Annotated in this window: 17 protein-coding genes; 12 read left to right on the forward strand and 5 right to left on the reverse strand. The window is 71.7% G+C overall.

All coding sequences use genetic code 11. The features are described from left to right. The first annotated feature begins 20 nt into the window (after positions 1–20). Together VGO20_RS03645 and VGO20_RS03650 are read left to right on the forward strand one after the other, a co-directional pair. Complete coding sequence (locus tag VGO20_RS03645) at positions 21–695, forward strand: energy-coupling factor ABC transporter ATP-binding protein (protein ID WP_327500929.1); 675 nt, start codon at positions 21–23, stop codon at positions 693–695. Beyond that, on the forward strand, positions 692–1,282 hold the full coding sequence (locus VGO20_RS03650) for an energy-coupling factor transporter transmembrane component T family protein (RefSeq protein ID WP_327500930.1): 591 nt from the start codon (positions 692–694) through the stop codon (positions 1,280–1,282). The genes VGO20_RS03645 and VGO20_RS03650 overlap by 4 nt, the downstream gene beginning before the upstream one ends. On the opposite strand, the gene gcvA is transcribed toward VGO20_RS03650, so the two are convergent. After that, entirely contained in the window at positions 1,279–2,193 is a 915-nt protein-coding gene (gcvA, locus tag VGO20_RS03655; protein WP_327500931.1) for a transcriptional regulator GcvA, read from the reverse strand. The two genes, VGO20_RS03650 and gcvA, sit on opposite strands and share 4 nt — an antisense overlap. A gap of 122 nt (positions 2,194–2,315) precedes the next feature. Here gcvA and VGO20_RS03660 point away from each other — a divergent pair, with 122 nt between their 5' ends. Continuing rightward, positions 2,316–3,056 carry a TSUP family transporter gene (locus VGO20_RS03660; RefSeq protein ID WP_327500932.1) on the forward strand — a complete coding sequence of 247 codons (741 nt, stop codon included), beginning with the start codon at positions 2,316–2,318 and terminating at the stop codon, positions 3,054–3,056. Between the two features lie 3 nt (positions 3,057–3,059). Here VGO20_RS03660 and VGO20_RS03665 read toward each other — a convergent pair whose 3' ends face one another. Continuing rightward, positions 3,060–3,560 carry an Lrp/AsnC family transcriptional regulator gene (locus VGO20_RS03665; protein WP_327500933.1) on the reverse strand — a complete coding sequence of 167 codons (501 nt, stop codon included), beginning with the start codon at positions 3,558–3,560 and terminating at the stop codon, positions 3,060–3,062. 130 nt (positions 3,561–3,690) lie between these two features. Between VGO20_RS03665 and phhA the strand changes: the two genes are divergently transcribed. The 5 genes from phhA to hutH all read left to right on the forward strand — a co-directional run bounded on the left by phhA (position 3,691) and on the right by hutH (position 9,442). Then, positions 3,691–4,587, forward strand: coding sequence for a phenylalanine 4-monooxygenase (gene phhA, locus VGO20_RS03670; protein WP_327500934.1), 897 nt, complete (start codon positions 3,691–3,693; stop codon positions 4,585–4,587). Positions 4,588–4,616: 29 nt separating this feature from the next. Continuing rightward, entirely contained in the window at positions 4,617–5,321 is a 705-nt protein-coding gene (locus tag VGO20_RS03675; protein WP_327500935.1) for an SDR family oxidoreductase, read from the forward strand. An 85-nt stretch (positions 5,322–5,406) separates the two neighbouring features. Further along, positions 5,407–6,144, forward strand: coding sequence for a histidine utilization repressor (gene hutC / locus VGO20_RS03680; RefSeq protein WP_327500936.1), 738 nt, complete (start codon positions 5,407–5,409; stop codon positions 6,142–6,144). Between the two features lie 74 nt (positions 6,145–6,218). Beyond that, positions 6,219–7,910: a urocanate hydratase gene (gene hutU, locus VGO20_RS03685; RefSeq protein ID WP_327500937.1), complete on the forward strand. Its 1,692-nt coding sequence runs from the start codon at positions 6,219–6,221 to the stop codon at positions 7,908–7,910. Then, complete coding sequence (gene hutH / locus VGO20_RS03690; protein ID WP_327500938.1) at positions 7,907–9,442, forward strand: histidine ammonia-lyase; 1,536 nt, start codon at positions 7,907–7,909, stop codon at positions 9,440–9,442. Before hutU ends, hutH begins: the two co-directional genes overlap by 4 nt. A gap of 13 nt (positions 9,443–9,455) precedes the next feature. Here hutH and VGO20_RS03695 read toward each other — a convergent pair whose 3' ends face one another. From VGO20_RS03695 to VGO20_RS03700, 3 genes are all read right to left on the reverse strand, one after another. Continuing rightward, on the reverse strand, positions 9,456–10,604 hold the full coding sequence (locus VGO20_RS03695) for a sensor histidine kinase (protein WP_327500939.1): 1,149 nt from the start codon (positions 10,602–10,604) through the stop codon (positions 9,456–9,458). A gap of 266 nt (positions 10,605–10,870) precedes the next feature. Then, positions 10,871–10,957 (reverse strand): small membrane protein YohP, encoded by an 87-nt coding sequence (locus VGO20_RS28690; protein ID WP_152527856.1) that lies wholly within the window; start codon positions 10,955–10,957, stop codon positions 10,871–10,873. A gap of 75 nt (positions 10,958–11,032) precedes the next feature. Beyond that, positions 11,033–11,836: a PepSY domain-containing protein gene (locus tag VGO20_RS03700; protein ID WP_327500940.1), complete on the reverse strand. Its 804-nt coding sequence runs from the start codon at positions 11,834–11,836 to the stop codon at positions 11,033–11,035. Between the two features lie 206 nt (positions 11,837–12,042). Here VGO20_RS03700 and VGO20_RS03705 point away from each other — a divergent pair, with 206 nt between their 5' ends. The 4 genes from VGO20_RS03705 to VGO20_RS03720 form a co-directional block, all read left to right on the forward strand. Further along, positions 12,043–12,216: a hypothetical protein gene (locus VGO20_RS03705; protein WP_327500941.1), complete on the forward strand. Its 174-nt coding sequence runs from the start codon at positions 12,043–12,045 to the stop codon at positions 12,214–12,216. A gap of 47 nt (positions 12,217–12,263) precedes the next feature. Continuing rightward, a complete protein-coding gene (locus tag VGO20_RS03710; RefSeq protein WP_327500942.1) occupies positions 12,264–13,334 on the forward strand; it encodes a TauD/TfdA family dioxygenase in 1,071 nt (356 codons plus the stop codon). A gap of 8 nt (positions 13,335–13,342) precedes the next feature. Further along, positions 13,343–14,017: a DUF2161 family putative PD-(D/E)XK-type phosphodiesterase gene (locus VGO20_RS03715; protein WP_327500943.1), complete on the forward strand. Its 675-nt coding sequence runs from the start codon at positions 13,343–13,345 to the stop codon at positions 14,015–14,017. A 262-nt stretch (positions 14,018–14,279) separates the two neighbouring features. Beyond that, on the forward strand, positions 14,280–14,668 hold a 389-nt coding region (locus VGO20_RS03720), incomplete at its 3' end, for a YaiI/YqxD family protein (RefSeq protein ID WP_327500944.1).

Below are 14,668 nucleotides of genomic sequence, written 5' to 3' on the forward strand. Positions count from 1 at the left end.
CCGCTGCCGCCGCGAACGCCATGATCGAGTTGCGGGACGTCAGCCACGCCTTCGGCGACCGGCAGGTGCTCAAGGACGTCGACCTCGCCTTGCGCGAAAGGCGGATCGCGATCGTCGGCAGCAACGGCTCGGGCAAGAGCACCTTCGCGCGCCTCCTGAACGGCCTGCAATTGCCGACGCGCGGCCGGGTGCTGGTGGACGGGCTCGACACCCGGACACATGGCCGCGACGTCCGCCGGAAGGTTGGCTTCGTCTTCCAGAACCCCGACAACCAGATCGTCTTCCCGGTCGTCGAGGAGGATCTGGCGTTCGGCCTGAAGAACCTCCGGCTGGGCCGGGACGCCATGAGCGAGCGGATCGACGGCGTGCTGGCCCGCTACGGCCTGACCGAGTTCCGCCACCATCCCTCGCATCTGCTGAGCGGCGGGCAGAAGCAGCTCCTCGCGATATCGAGCGTGCTGGTGATGGAACCCGAATACGTGGTCTTCGACGAGCCGACGACGCTCCTGGACCTCAGGAACAAGCGGCGCGTCGCCCAGGCGATCCGCGAGCTGGCCCAGACCGTCGTCGTCGTCTCCCACGACCTCGACCTCCTCGCCGACTTCGACCGGGTCATCGTGTTCGAGGGCGGCCGGGTCGAGGTGGACGACGCGCCCTCGCCGGCGCTCAGGCGCTACGTGGAGATGATGGCGTGAGCCTCGGCCTCTACTTCCACGCGGACACGCCCATCCACCGGCTGCCCCCGGGCGTCAAGGTCGCCTCCCTCGTCGTCGTCGGCACGGCGATGTTCGCCCTCTCGGACTGGCGGCTGCTCCTGGGCTGTCTGGCGGCGGTCCTGGCGCTGTACGCGCTGGCCCGGATACCGTGGCGCCAGGCCGCCTCGCAGGCGCGGCCGGCCCTGTGGCTGCTTCTGGCGATCTTCGTCGTCCAGGTGCTCGTCGACGGCTGGGCGGCCGGCTTCGTGGCGATCCTGCGGTTCGCGATCCTGATCCAGCTTGCCGCCCTCGTGACCATGACGACGCGCGCCTCGGCGATGATCGAGGCGATCGAGGCGGGCCTGCGCCCCCTCGCCGTCCTGGGGATCGATCCGGGCAAGGTCAGCCTCGCCCTGTCGCTCGCCCTGCGCTTCATTCCCGTCGTCTCGGCCGTGACCCGCGAGGTCCGGGAGGCGCAGGAGGCGCGCGGCCTGAACCGGAGCATCGTCGCCCTCGCGGTGCCGGTGATCGTGAGGACGCTGAAGATGGCGGACGACGTCGCCGACGCGATCGAAGCCCGGTCCTAGGCTCCCGCCCGCCGCCCGCCGCCGGGACCGGCGCGCGCCGCCTCCAGCAGCCAGTCCCGGAACGCCGCCAGCGCCGGCGCGTCGCCGGCCGAGGGACGGTGCACCAGATACCAGGCGCGCCCCTTCGGCACCGAGACCGCGAAGGGCGCCACGAGGCGGCCGGCGGCGAGGTCGTCGACGACGTAGGGTCCGAGGCCGATCGCCACCCCCATCCCGTCCAGCGCCGCCTGGAGCGCCAGCCCGTAATGGTCGAACAGCGGGCCGTGCCCGGCGTCGAACTCCGGCGCCCCGGCGGCGTCGAGCCACAGCCGCCAGTCGTCGCGCGCATGCGCGACGCGCAGCAGGACCGCCGAGGCGAGGTCGGCCGGCCGCGCGAGGCCGCGGGCGACCGCGGGCGTGCAGACCGGGAACAGGTCCGGCGCGAACAGCGGCGTCGCCGCCAGGTCCGGCCAGTCGCCGTCGCCGAGCCGGATCGCCGCCGTCCAGTCGTCGCGCAGCACCACCCGCCCCGTCGAACCGCCCAGCACCGTGACCAGGCGGACCTCCACGTCGGGATGGCGGGCTTGGAACCCGACCAGCCGGGGCACGAGCCAGCGCATCGCGAAGGTCGGCCCGACCGCCAGCGTCAGGACCGGTTCCCGGCGCAGCGCCGCCACCTCCGCCGTCAGGCGGGCGACCGCGTCGAAAGCCTGGGTCAGCCCCGGGCCGTAGGCGGCACCCTGGGCCGTCGGCGCGAGACCGTTCGGCCGGCGCTCGAACAAGGCGAAGCCCAGCCTTTCCTCCAGCAGGCGGACGAGCCGGCTGACGGCCGCGGGCGTCACGTTCAGCTCGGCCGCCGCGGCGGCGAAGCTGCCGAGCCGGGCGGCGGCCTCGAAGGCCCGGAGGCCGTTCAGGGACGGCAGGCGCTGCATACCCCACCCTCAGTTTTCCTGATGCCCAGCCCGACATAACGGCGTTTGCCGGATAGGCCGGATACCGTCAGCATCATGCCAGGCAGCATCATGCCAGGGATCGCCTGCGACGAGGACCAAGAATGCTGAGCCTGCCCCTGCTGTCCGGCCTTGCCGGCGCGATCCTGGCCACCTCGTTCCTGTCGGGCCTGTTCGGCATGGCCGGCGGCATGATCCTGATGGGCGTCCTGCTGCTGATGCTGCCGGTGGCCCAGGCCATGGTGCTGCATGGCGTGACGCAGCTCGCCGCCAACGGCTGGCGCGCCTGGCTGTGGCGGCGCCACGTCGCATGGCCGGTCGCGGCCGGCTATGCCGCCGGCGGCCTGCTGGCGCTGGCGGCGTTCGCGAGCCTGCGCCTCGTCCCCGACAAGGCGGTGGTGCTCGTGGTGCTGGGCGCGATGCCCTTCGCCGTGCGCCTCCTGCCCGAGCGGCTGGCGCCCAACGTCGCGCGCCGCGGCAACGCGCTGCTCTGCGGCGCGGTCTGCACGGCGCTGCAGCTCCTGGCCGGCGTCTCGGGACCGGTGCTCGACGTCTTCTTCCACGACAGCGGCCTCGACCGGCGCGCGGTCGTCGCGACCAAGGCGCTGACGCAGAGCTTCGGCCACGGCCTGAAGCTCGTCTATTTCGGCGGGCTGGCCGGGGCCGGCCTGCCGGACGCGCCGGTGGTCCTGCTGGCGGTGACGGTCGCCGTCGCCGGCACGACCCTGGCCCGCGGCGTGCTGGACCGCATGGACGAGGCCGTCTTCCGGCTGTGGAGCCGGCGCATCATCACGATGACGGCGCTGGCCTATCTCGGCCAGGGCGCGTGGGACATGCTGGTCTGACCGTCACGCGATCAGGGCGACCGGCACCGGCGGCGCGTCCTTGACGACGTCCAGCACGATCGAGGAGCGGACGTCCTTCAGCCCGGGCAGGCGCAGCAGCCGCCGCATGATCGAATCGGCGAGGTCGTCGAGGTCGCGCGCGACGATGCGCAGCAGGAAATCGTAGTCGCCCGTCAGCGCGTGGCATTCCGTCACCTCCTCGAGGCGGGCGACCTCCTCCTCGAACCGGCCGGCCTCCTCGTCGGTGTGGCGCGCCAGGTTGACCTGCACGAAGGCCAGGACGCCGAAGCCGACGGCCCGGCGGCTGATCCGCGCCTCGTAGCCCTTGATGATGCCGTCGGCCTCCAGCGCCTTGACCCGGCGCAGGCACGGCGACGGCGCCATGCCGACGCGCTCCGCCAGCTCGACGTTCGGGATGCGGCCCTCGGTCTGCAGCACGCGCAGGATGCGGCGATCCGCCTCCGACAGCGGGCGCGGCTTCGCCGCTTTCCGGCTGATAGTCATTTTTCCTCTATCTTATCCAGGTTCATGGTCACAACATGACCGAGTAGACGCCCATATGGCCCAAATTGGGCCGGATCGGACCGGCAGGCAAGAGTATCATGGTCGGAACTGACCGAAAGGGAGCCATGCCATGACCGGCAACACCAAGCCCGGCAAGACCAAGCACGGTGCCGCCGCGGGCGAGACGGCCCGCCCCGAGCGCGCGGATTGGACGATCGACCAGGGCTGGGACTCCTACACCGCCGAGGAGCACGGGGTCTGGAAGACCCTGTACGAGCGCCAGGCCAAGCTGCTGCCCGGCCGCACCTGCCAGGAGTTCGTGTCCGGCATGGCGGACCTGGCCTTCCCGACCGACCGCATCCCCGACTTCCGCCGGCTCAGCGACGTGCTGATGCAGCGGACCGGCTGGCAGGTGGTCGCGGTGCCGGGGCTGGTCCCGGACGAGGTCTTCTTCGACCATCTCGCCAACCGCCGGTTCCCGGCCGGGCACTTCATCCGCAAGCCCGAGGAGCTCGACTACCTGGAGGAGCCGGACGTCTTCCACGACGTGTTCGGCCATGTCCCGCTGCTGCTGCAGCCGGCCTTCGCCGACTACATGCAGGCCTACGGCGAGGGCGGCCTGCGCGCGCAGAAGCTGGGCGTGCTGCCCAACCTCGCGCGGGTCTACTGGTACACGGTCGAGTTCGGGCTGATCCGCGCCCCCGAAGGCATGCGCATCTACGGGGCCGGCATCGCGTCGTCCTTCACCGAGACGCGCTTCTCGCTCGACAGCCCGTCGCCGAACCGCATCCGCTTCGACCTCGCCCGGGTGATGCGGACCCAGTACCGCATCGACGACTTCCAGGAGACCTATTTCGTGATCGACAGCTTCGACGAGCTGCTCCGGCTCTCGGAGGTCGATTTCGGCCCGGTCTACGAGGCGGTGAAGGGCCAGCCGGACCACGATCCCGGCGACGTGCTGGAGAGCGACGAGGTGCTGACGCGCGGCACCGGGGAATACCACGCCGCCAAGCGGCAGGCCGCCTGAGGAAGGGGCCTGGGAAAGGAGAAGGAACGATGAAATTCACCGGCCGCACGGTCGTCGTCACCGGCGCCGCGGGCAATCTCGGCCGGGCGGCCGCCGCCGCCTTCGCCGAGCGCGGCGCCTCGCTCGTGCTGCTGGACCGGCGCGCGGAGGATCTCGCGGCGGCGTTCGGCCCCGACGGCGAGGGGCGCGTGGCGCTCGCCGCCGACCTGCTGGACCGGGCGTCGGCGGAAGACGCGGTCGGGACCGCCGCCGCGCGCTTCGGGCGCATCGACGTGCTGTGCAACCTCGCCGGCGGCTTCCACATGGGCGAGCCCGTGCACGCCATCCCCGACGCGGCCTGGGACCTGATGCAGGACCTGAACCTGCGCACGCTGCTGAACGCGTGCCGGGCGGTGGTGCCGCGCATGCTGGACGCCGGCGGCGGGCGCATCGTCAACGTCGGCGCCAACGCCGCGCTGCGCGGCTCCGCCCACATGGGCGCCTATGTCGCGGCCAAGAGCGGCGTGATCCGGCTGACCGAGACGATGTCGGCCGAGCTCAGGTCCCGCAACGTCAACGTCAACTGCGTGCTGCCGAGCATCATCGACACGCCCGAGAACCGTGCGGCGATGCCGGACGCCGATCCCTCGCACTGGGTGGCGCCCGCCGACCTGGCGGCGGTGATCGCGTTCCTCGCCTCCGACGCGGCCCGCGCGGTCCACGGCGCGGCGCTGCCGGTGACGGGCCTGAGCTGACCCGAGCCGACGGTGGCGGCGGTCTCCCGGTAGTATATACAGGCGAGGCGGTCTCCGCCCGGGACCGCCTGCCCGGAGACCGACGATGCCGCTTCCCGACGCCGCCAGCCCTCTCTACGAACGCGTGAAGGGCTACATCCTCGGCCGGATCGGGTCGGGGGAGTGGATCGCGGAGCACAAGCTGCCGTCGGAGAACGACCTCGTCCAGCAGCTCGGCGTGTCGCGCATGACCGTCCACCGCGCGCTGCGCGAGCTGACCTCGGCCGGCGTCCTGGTCCGCGTCCAGGGTGTGGGCACCTTCGTCGCCGCGACCCGGCCGCAGTCGGCGCTGATGGAGGTCAGGGACATCGCCGAGGAGATCCGGGCCCGCGGCCACCGTCATTCCAGCGCCGTCCTGGCTCTGGAGAAGACCAGGCCCGGGCGCGACCTGGCGCGCGAGTTCGAGGCGGCCGGCCTGCGCACCGTGTTCCGCTCCCTGATCGTCCATCGCGAGAACGGCGAGCCGGTCCAGGTCGAGGAGCGCCACGTCAACCCCGGGATGGCGCCCGCCTATCTGGAGCAGGACTTCGAGCGGACCACGCCCTACGACTATCTCCAGCGCTGCGCGCCGGTGACGGAGGTCGAGCACGTCATCACCGCGGTCCGGCCCGGCGCCGAGATCGGCTCCCTCCTCGGGATTGCCCCGGATGCGCCCTGCCTCCTGCTTCGGCGCCGGACATGGTCGGGGACCGCGGTCGTGACGGTCAACCGTCTCTGGTATCCTGGCGAACGCTACAGCCTCGGCGGGCGCTACCGCGTCGGCAGCCGGGGGCCGGCATCTTGACAGGGACGCCGGGCGGGCCGTAGGATGCGTTTACTTGTATATACAAGTCTATGCCAGGGAGGACCGAACCGGCCATGACACAGCTTGCCAACCGCCCCGTGATCCGCGCCCCGAGGGGGACCGAACTGCGCGCGAAGTCCTGGCAGACCGAGGCGGCGCTGCGCATGCTGATGAACAACCTCGACCCCGACGTGGCCGAGAACCCGGACGAGCTGGTGGTCTATGGCGGCATCGGCAAGGCCGCGCGCAACTGGGACAGCTACGCCGCGATCGTCGACGCGCTGGAACGCCTGGAGGCGGACCAGACGCTGCTGGTCCAGTCGGGCAAGCCGGTCGGCGTCTTCCGCACCCATGCCGACGCGCCGCGCGTGCTGCTCGCCAACTCCAACCTCGTGCCGCGCTGGGCGACGTGGGAGCATTTCCGCGAACTCGACGCCAAGGGGCTGATGATGTACGGCCAGATGACGGCCGGCTCCTGGATCTACATCGGCTCGCAGGGCATCGTGCAGGGCACCTACGAGACCTTCGCCGAGATCGGACGGCGCCACTACGGCGGCGACCTGCGCGGCCGCTGGATACTGACCGGGGGCCTGGGCGGCATGGGCGGGGCGCAGCCGCTGGCGGCGACCATGGCCGGCGCCGGCTGCCTCGCCGTCGAGTGCCAGCCGAGCCGGATCGAGAAGCGGCTCGAGACCGGCTATCTCGACCGCATGGCGACCGGCCTCGACGAGGCGCTCGACATCCTGCACGACGCGCTCGGGCGCGGCGAGGCGCTGTCGGTCGGCCTGCTCGGCAACGCCGCCGAGGTATTCCCCGAACTGGTGCGCCGCGCGGCTTCCGACCCGCGCTGCCGGCCGGACGCGGTGACCGATCAGACCAGCGCCCACGACCCGCTGAACGGCTACCTGCCCGCCGGCTGGACGGTCGCCGAGGCCGAGGAGCGCCGGCGCACCGATCCGGACGGCGTCGTGCGCGCCGCGAAGGAATCCATGGCGGTCCAGGTCCGCGCCATGCTCGACTTCCACCGCACGGGCGTGCCGACGCTCGACTACGGCAACAACATCCGCCAGATGGCCAAGGACATCGGGGTCGCGGACGCGTTCGACTTCCCGGGCTTCGTCCCGGCCTATATCCGGCCCCTGTTCTGCCGCGGCGTCGGGCCGTTCCGCTGGGCCGCCCTGTCCGGCGACCCCGAGGACATCTACCGCACCGACGAGCGGGTGAAGGAACTGCTCCCGGACGACCGGCACCTGCACAACTGGCTCGACATGGCGCGCCGGCGCATCCGCTTCCAGGGCCTGCCGGCGCGCATCTGCTGGGTCGGCCTCGGCGACCGGCACCGGCTCGGCCTCGCCTTCAACGAGATGGTCGCGCGCGGCGAGCTGAAGGCGCCGGTGGTGATCGGGCGCGACCACCTCGACAGCGGCTCGGTCGCGAGCCCGAACCGCGAGACCGAGGGCATGCGCGACGGCTCGGACGCCGTTTCGGACTGGCCGCTGCTGAACGCGCTGCTGAACTGCGCCTCCGGCGCGACCTGGGTCAGCCTGCATCACGGCGGCGGGGTCGGCATGGGCTACAGCCAGCACTCCGGCGTCGTGATCGTCGCCGACGGCACGCCCGAAGCGGCGCGCCGGCTGGAGCGCGTGCTGTGGAACGATCCCGCGACCGGCGTCATGCGCCACGCCGACGCCGGCTACGAGACCGCGCTCGACTGCGCCCGCGAGCAGGGCCTGGACCTGCCGATGGCCAACCCCGGAGGAAAATGATGGAGACGCTCGTCCTCGAACCGGGGCGGATCACGCTCGCCCAGCTCCGCGCCGTCGCGCGCACGCCGGCCGTGCCGGCGCTGGCGCCCGGCTGGCGCGGCCCCGTCGACGCCTCGGTCGAGGTCGTGCGCCGCATCGTCGACGAGGGGCGCGTCGCCTACGGCATCAACACCGGCTTCGGCAAGCTCGCCAGCACGCGCATCCCCGAGGACAGGCTGGCCGAACTGCAGCGCAACCTCGTCCTGTCCCACAGCACCGGCATCGGCCCGCTGCTCGACGACGCGACGGTGCGGCTGGTCCTGACGCTGAAGGCCGCGAGCCTGGCGCGCGGCTGCTCGGGCGTGCGCCCGGAGGTGATCGAGCGGCTACTCGACCTGCTGCGGCTCGGCGTGCTGCCCTGCATTCCGGCCAAGGGCTCGGTCGGCGCCTCGGGCGACCTGGCGCCGCTCGCCCATATGAGCGCGACCCTGATCGGCGTCGGCAGTGCGCGCGTCGGCGGCGAGGTGCTGCCGGCCGCCGACGCGCTCGCGCGCGCCGGGCTGGAGCCGATCGGCCTCGCCCCCAAGGAAGGGCTGGCGCTGCTGAACGGGACCCAGGTATCGACCGCGCTGGCCCTCGTGGGCCTGTTCGCGGCCGAGGACGCCTTCGCGGCGGCGCTCGCCGCCGGCGCGCTGTCGGTCGAGGCAGCCAAGGGCAGCGATGCGCCTTTCGACGCCCGCATCCACGAGGTCCGCGGCCAGCCGGGGCAGGTCGAGGTGGCGGCGCGGCTGCGAGCGCTGCTTGCCGACAGCGCCATCCGTGCCTCGCACCGGGACTGCGAGAAGGTCCAGGACCCCTACTCCCTGCGCTGCCAGCCCCAGGTAATGGGCGCCTGCCTCGACCTGATGCGCAACGCCGCGCGCACGCTCGGGATCGAGGCGAACGCCGTCTCCGACAACCCGCTGGTGTTCGCGGATACGGGCGAGGTGGTCTCGGGCGGCAACTTCCATGCCGAGCCCGTCGCCTTCGCCGCCGACGTGCTGGCCCTGGCGCTGGCCGAGATCGGCGCGCTGTCCGAGCGGCGCATCGCGCTGCTGACCGACCCGGTCATGAGCGGGCTGCCCCCCTTCCTGGTCGCCGACAGCGGCGTCAATTCCGGCTTCATGATCGCCCATGTGACCGCGGCGGCGCTGGCGTCCGAGAACAAGCTCCTCGCCCATCCGGCGAGCGTCGACAGCCTGCCGACCTCGGCCAACCAGGAGGACCACGTCTCCATGGCGACCCATGGGGCGCGCCGCCTCGGCGACATCGCGGGCAACGTCGCGGGCATCGTCGGGATCGAACTGCTGGCCGCGGCCCAGGGCATCGAGTTCCATCGCCCGCTCGCAAGCTCGGCGCCGCTCGAGCGCGTGCTGGCGGCGATCCGGGCCGACGTCCCCGCCTACGACCGCGACCGTTTCTTCGCGCCCGACATCGAGGCGGCGACCGCCCTCGTGGCGGCCGGCCGGTTCCGGGACGTGGCGCAGGGCCTGCTGCCCTCGGACGCGGCGTAGCGCCGGACCGGCCTCACCCCGGGCTGAACTCCAGGACGAGCCTGGTGCCCGTACCGCGCTCCCAGCGCAGCTCGGCGCCGATCTGCCGGGCGAGCCCGTCGATGAGCTGCATGCCCGAACCGACGGACGCGGGGCCGTTCTCCGGCGTGCCTTTGCCGTTGTCGTGCAGGACGAGGCTGGCCTTCCTGCCGTCCGGCACGATTTCGACTCGGATCAGGCCGGGTCCGCCGTCGAAGGCGTGCTTGATGCTGTTGGTGATGAACTCGGTGACGATCAGGCCCAGCGGTATCGCCTTCTCCGGCGCCACGTCCAGGGGGACCGTCTCGACCTCGAGCCGCACGTCGGCGACCCGCTCGCCGTTGAAGCTGAACAGCGCCGACACGAGCTCGCCGACATAGCCGCCAAGGTCGATCCAGTCGACGGTGCCGGTCACGTGGAGCTTGTCGTGGACCAGCCGCAGCGCCTCGATGCGCTCGCCGAGCGCGTGCAGCTCGTCCCGCGCCTCCTGCGATTGGGCCCGTCGGGTCCGGATGCGGACCAGGCTCGTGATGACCTGCAGGTTGTTCTTGACCCGATGCTGAAGCTCCATCAACAGCCGCTGCTTTTCCGCGACGGCGTCGCGCAGAAGGGCGACCCCGCACATCCGGCCGACGGCGGCCCCGATCAGGTTCGCATGGGTGTGGAGGAAGCTGATGTCGTCGTCCGTGTAGTGCCGCGGCGCGCGCGCGTCGACCTCCAGCACGCCGTACACCGCGCCGGTGCCGGCCACCTCGACGGTCACGTTGACGCTGGACCGGATGCCGTGGTCGCGCAGAAGCTGCGAAACCTCGAACCGGGTCTCCAGGTCGAGGTCGGGCGATACGATCGGCTGGCGCGACTGGACCGTCAACCCTGCCGCCGACCGGTGTCCGGCACCGATGACGGCGTGCCCGACGACGCCCGGCTTCCAGCCGACGCCGGCGCGGATCAGGAACGACGCGCCATCCGGCCGGAGTTCCATCATCTTGGCGCACTCGGCCCGGAGCCCCGTCGCGACCAGACGGCATCCTTCGCCCAGGATCTCGTCGAGGTCTTCCGAGCGTAAGGCGAGATCGCCGAAACGCGCGAGTGCCGTCTGCTGCTCCAATCGGATCTCGCGCTCGTGGTCGGATGATTCGGTCATATCCGCGACAATGCCTCTCGGCCCGAGTGGTTCCACCGCCAGAAGATCAGCAGGAGATCAGCAGGGAATCGGCGGGGATGTCCGGCGGATGCCGGCCGCGCGGCAGGGTGCCGCGGCCGGGGGTGGCGCGCCGAAAGGGCGAAGTGGCCGGTATTTCGGCAGGCTGGCTGCCGCGTCTGCGCCGGTACCCGCGGCGAGGGCGGGTCCGGCCAGGTCGACGCCGTGCCGGGAACGACGGGGAGGAGGAGGGAGGGATCGCGGCCCGGCTAGAAGATCAGGGCCAGCAGCCCGATCACGACGAGCAGGCCGATCAGGAATATGACTCCGACTGTACCGCCGATGAACTTCAACATGGATCAACCCCACGAACGTTTTCACGTCGACAGAAAGCGGAGGGGGCTCGGCGCCCCCTCCCTGCGGCCTGCCGCTCAGTTCTCGCTGATCTCGCCCGTTTCGGCGTCGATGCTCAGTTCGCGCTCCGCCCCGTCCTTCTCGGCGGAGGCGGTGAACTCTTCGCCTTCCTTCTGGACGTTCTCGATATTCTGGTAGCCCTGCGCTTCCAGCATCACGCGGACGCTTTCCTCGTTCATCGCGGTCTCTTCCCCCTGCGGGGCGTCCGCGGCCGCGCCGGCAGTATCGCCGGTCGTCGGGCTGGTGCCGCTCGCACCGCCGGAGGCGGCGGTGTCTTCGCTCGTCGGGCTCGTGCCGCTCGAACCACTGGAAGCGGCGGTGTCGCCGGTCGTCGGGCTCGTCGCGCCGCTCGAACCACCGGAAGCGGCGGCGTCGCCGCTCATCGGGCTCGTGCCGCCCGCGCCGCCGGAAGCGGCGGTGTCGGCCGTGTCCGCATCATCCATGAGCGGATCGCTCTCGGCCGTGTCCGTCCCCGAAGGCAGCGCGGCATCCGGGATGTCGGCGGCGGTGTCCGGGGTCTCGGCGGGCTCGGTCGCGCCCGCATCGTCGGTCAGCGGATCGCTCTCCGCGGTTTCCGCGCCCGTGCCCAGCGGCGCCGCTGCGTCGGGGATCTCGCTGGCCCCGGCCGTGGCGTCGCCGGCCGTACCGGTCGTCGACCCGCTCGGCAGCGGGCTGTTGCCGGCGGTGGTGTCCGCCTCGCCGGTGATGCCTGGGCCGGCCGTATCGCCCTGGGGCATGGAGGACGTATCCGTCTGGGCCAAAGCAACCGAAGCACCGCCCATCAACAAAGCTGCAGCAAAAGCTGAAATCGGATAGCGCATGTGAACCTCTTCTCCTTCAGCGTTCCAGAACCAAAGTCTGATATCGCCGCCGCCACTTGAACTGGCATGCTCGACCCGGGCATCTCGACGAGGAGGCCCGATGCGTGCGACGGCGAACCCAACAGGACTACGTTCGAATAGGTTCCGGGAGACTCCGGAGCTACTCATCCGGGCCGAACCGGGACGAAATGATAGGAAGACGGGACATGCAGCCGAGCCGACGCGAAGCGGAACTCGAGGCCGCCCTGGCCGAGGTGCTGAGGGAAGCGACGGCCGCCCGCGCCGCGCTGTGCGAACAGGAACTGCTGGTCCGCCTGGAGAACATCGCGCGCCGCGCCGAAGCCGCGCTCCGGGAATGCGGTGGCACGCGCGGCGGCTGATGCTAAAGTCCGCTCTATCGGACGGAAAGACGGCGAAGGGACGAGGAATGGGCGGCAGCGGCGGCTCGGAATTTCAACTGCCACCGGAGATCGGCGGCCCATCCGCCTGGTACGGTCCCGACATGGCGCGGCGCCGGGACTGGGTGGCGACGCTGTCGCCCGAGGAAATCGCCGAGGTCGAGGCCGCTATCCGCAAGACGCTCGCGCGCGGGACCGACGTGGCGGCGATCCGGCGCGACGGCTTCCCCCTGCCCCGCCTCGCGCCGCGGCTGGCCGGCATCCTGGGCGACGTGCTCGACGGACGCGGCTTCGCGGTGATCCGCGGCCTGCCCGTCGAGCGCTGGACGGTCGAGGAAGCCGCCGTCGCGTTCTTCGGGATCGGCAGCCATCTCGGCAGCGCGCGCTCGCAGAACGGCAAGGGCCATCTGCTCGGCCACGTCAAGGACCTGGGCCTCAGCTCGACCGACCCGGCGGTGCGCATCTACCAGACCCGCGAGCGCCAGACCTATCATACCGATTCCTGCGACGTGGTCGGGCTCCTGTGCCTCAGGACCGCGAAGTCCGGCGGGCAATCGGCCCTCGTCAGCTCGGTCACGATCCATAACGAGATGCGCCGGCGACGGCCCGACCTGCTGCGCCTGCTGTTCCAGCCGATCGCGACCGACAGGCGGGGCGAGGTCGCGCCGGGCCAGAAGCCCTATTTCGATATCCCCGTCTTCTCCTGGCACGAGGGGCTGCTCACGGCGATCTACCAGCGCCAGTACATCGAGTCCGCGCAGCGCTTCCCTGACGCGCCGCGCCTCACGCCGGAGCTGACCGAGGCGCTGGACCTGTTCGACGCGCTGGCGAACGACCCGGCCCTGAACTTCACGATGGACCTGCTGCCGGGCGACCTCCAGCTCGTCCACAACCACTCCCTGCTGCACGACCGTACCGGCTTCGAGGATTGGCCGGAGCCCGGGAAGAGGCGCCACCTCCTGCGGCTGTGGCTCGCCCCCGCCGCGGCCCGGCCGCTGCCGGCGGTCTTCGCCGAGCGCTTCGGGACGGTCACGCCGGGCGGGCGTGGCGGCATCCTGCTGCCGGGCGTCGTGCCGAACGCACCGATCGAGGCGGTCTGAGCAGTACCATGCGCCCCGCCGAGACCGAGCTGTATGCGCCGGTGAAGCGGTTCCTCGAAGGCCTGGGCTTCGCCGTGAAGGGAGAGGTCGGGCATTGCGACGTACTCGCGGTGCGTGCGGACGAGGCGGTCGCGGTCGAACTCAAGGCCGAGTTCGGCCTCAAGCTGGTCTACCAGGGCATCGAGCGGCAGGCCGTGGCCGACCTCGTCTGGCTGTGCGTGCCGGAGCCTCCGGCCGCGCGGGCGCACGCCGCCTGGACGCGCCGTCTCGGCGACGCCGTGCGCCTGTGCCGGATGCTCGGCCTCGGCCTGATGTCGGTCCGCCGCGGCCGGGTCGCGGTTCACGCCGACCCGGGTCCCTATCGCCCGCGGCGCGACCGCGTGGGCCGCGTGAAGCTGCTGGCGGAGTTCGCCGCGCGGGCCGGCGACCATACGCCGGGCGGATCGACGCGCCGCCCGATCGTCACCGCGTACCGCGAGGATGCGCTCCGCTGCGCACGCGCGCTCGCCGACGGCCCGCTGGCCGTCGCGGCGGTCCGCCGCATGGCCGAGGTCGACCGCGCGGGGGCAATCCTGCTGAGGAACGTCTACGGCTGGTTCGCGCGGGAGGGCCGCGGCCGCTACGCGCTGACCCCGGACGGCCACGCGGCGCTGGAGCGCTTCGCCCACGTTCTCGCGGAATGATCCGGCCGCCCGGCGTTCGGCACTTGCATGCCGATGCCGAAGGCCTCAGATTAGGGTTCGGTATTCAACAACGGAAAGGAGGTGATCCAGTGTCTGATTGTCTCGAACCGCGGGCGCTAGGCGCCGTGACCTGGATCTTCGCCTCCGAGCGGATCCGCGTCGCCTGAGGCGGTGCCTCGCGGTCCCGGCGGGACCGCGGTCTGACGATCGAAGGGCTGCCCGGTGGGCAGCCCTTCTTCGTTTTCTTTCTCCGACGGACGCCATGACCGAGATCTACGTCGACGCCGACGCCTGCCCCGTGAAGGAGGAGGTGCTGCGCGTCGCGGCGCGCCATGGGCTTACCGTCCATCTCGTCAGCAACCGCTGGCATCGCGGCCCTTACGACCCGCGGATCAACCGGATCGTCGTGCCCGAGACGCCCGGCGCCGCCGACGACTGGATCGGGGAGCGCATCGGCGAGGGCGACGTCGCGATCACCTCCGACGTGCCGCTGGCGGCGCGCTGCATCGACAGGAAGGCCCTCGTCCTCGGGCCGACCGGCCGGCCCTTCACCGAGGCGTCGATCGGCATGGCGCTCGCCATGCGCGACCTGTCGGCCCATCTGCGCGAGACCGGCGCGATCACCGGGGGGGCCGCCCCTTTTTCCCGGCA

Origin of the sequence: Arenibaculum sp. (genome assembly GCF_035998295.1) — a bacterium.
Taxonomy (GTDB): Bacteria; Pseudomonadota; Alphaproteobacteria; order Azospirillales; family Azospirillaceae; genus DASYHS01.

Excerpts from the sequence above, each read along its gene's own strand:
- VGO20_RS03645 (WP_327500929.1), top strand. The coding sequence starts at position 21 with ATGATCGAGTTGCGGGACGTCAGCCACGCCTTCGGCGACCGGCAGGTG.
- gcvA (WP_327500931.1), bottom strand. The coding sequence starts at position 2,193 with ATGCAGCGCCTGCCGTCCCTGAACGGCCTCCGGGCCTTCGAGGCCGCC.
- VGO20_RS03660 (WP_327500932.1), top strand. The coding sequence starts at position 2,316 with ATGCTGAGCCTGCCCCTGCTGTCCGGCCTTGCCGGCGCGATCCTGGCC.
- VGO20_RS03665 (WP_327500933.1), bottom strand. The coding sequence starts at position 3,560 with ATGACTATCAGCCGGAAAGCGGCGAAGCCGCGCCCGCTGTCGGAGGCG.
- phhA (WP_327500934.1), top strand. The coding sequence starts at position 3,691 with ATGACCGGCAACACCAAGCCCGGCAAGACCAAGCACGGTGCCGCCGCG.
- VGO20_RS03675 (WP_327500935.1), top strand. The coding sequence starts at position 4,617 with ATGAAATTCACCGGCCGCACGGTCGTCGTCACCGGCGCCGCGGGCAAT.
- hutC (WP_327500936.1), top strand. The coding sequence starts at position 5,407 with ATGCCGCTTCCCGACGCCGCCAGCCCTCTCTACGAACGCGTGAAGGGC.
- hutU (WP_327500937.1), top strand. The coding sequence starts at position 6,219 with ATGACACAGCTTGCCAACCGCCCCGTGATCCGCGCCCCGAGGGGGACC.
- hutH (WP_327500938.1), top strand. The coding sequence starts at position 7,907 with ATGATGGAGACGCTCGTCCTCGAACCGGGGCGGATCACGCTCGCCCAG.
- VGO20_RS03695 (WP_327500939.1), bottom strand. The coding sequence starts at position 10,604 with ATGACCGAATCATCCGACCACGAGCGCGAGATCCGATTGGAGCAGCAG.
- VGO20_RS28690 (WP_152527856.1), bottom strand. The coding sequence starts at position 10,957 with ATGTTGAAGTTCATCGGCGGTACAGTCGGAGTCATATTCCTGATCGGC.
- VGO20_RS03700 (WP_327500940.1), bottom strand. The coding sequence starts at position 11,836 with ATGCGCTATCCGATTTCAGCTTTTGCTGCAGCTTTGTTGATGGGCGGT.
- VGO20_RS03705 (WP_327500941.1), top strand. The coding sequence starts at position 12,043 with ATGCAGCCGAGCCGACGCGAAGCGGAACTCGAGGCCGCCCTGGCCGAG.
- VGO20_RS03710 (WP_327500942.1), top strand. The coding sequence starts at position 12,264 with ATGGGCGGCAGCGGCGGCTCGGAATTTCAACTGCCACCGGAGATCGGC.
- VGO20_RS03715 (WP_327500943.1), top strand. The coding sequence starts at position 13,343 with ATGCGCCCCGCCGAGACCGAGCTGTATGCGCCGGTGAAGCGGTTCCTC.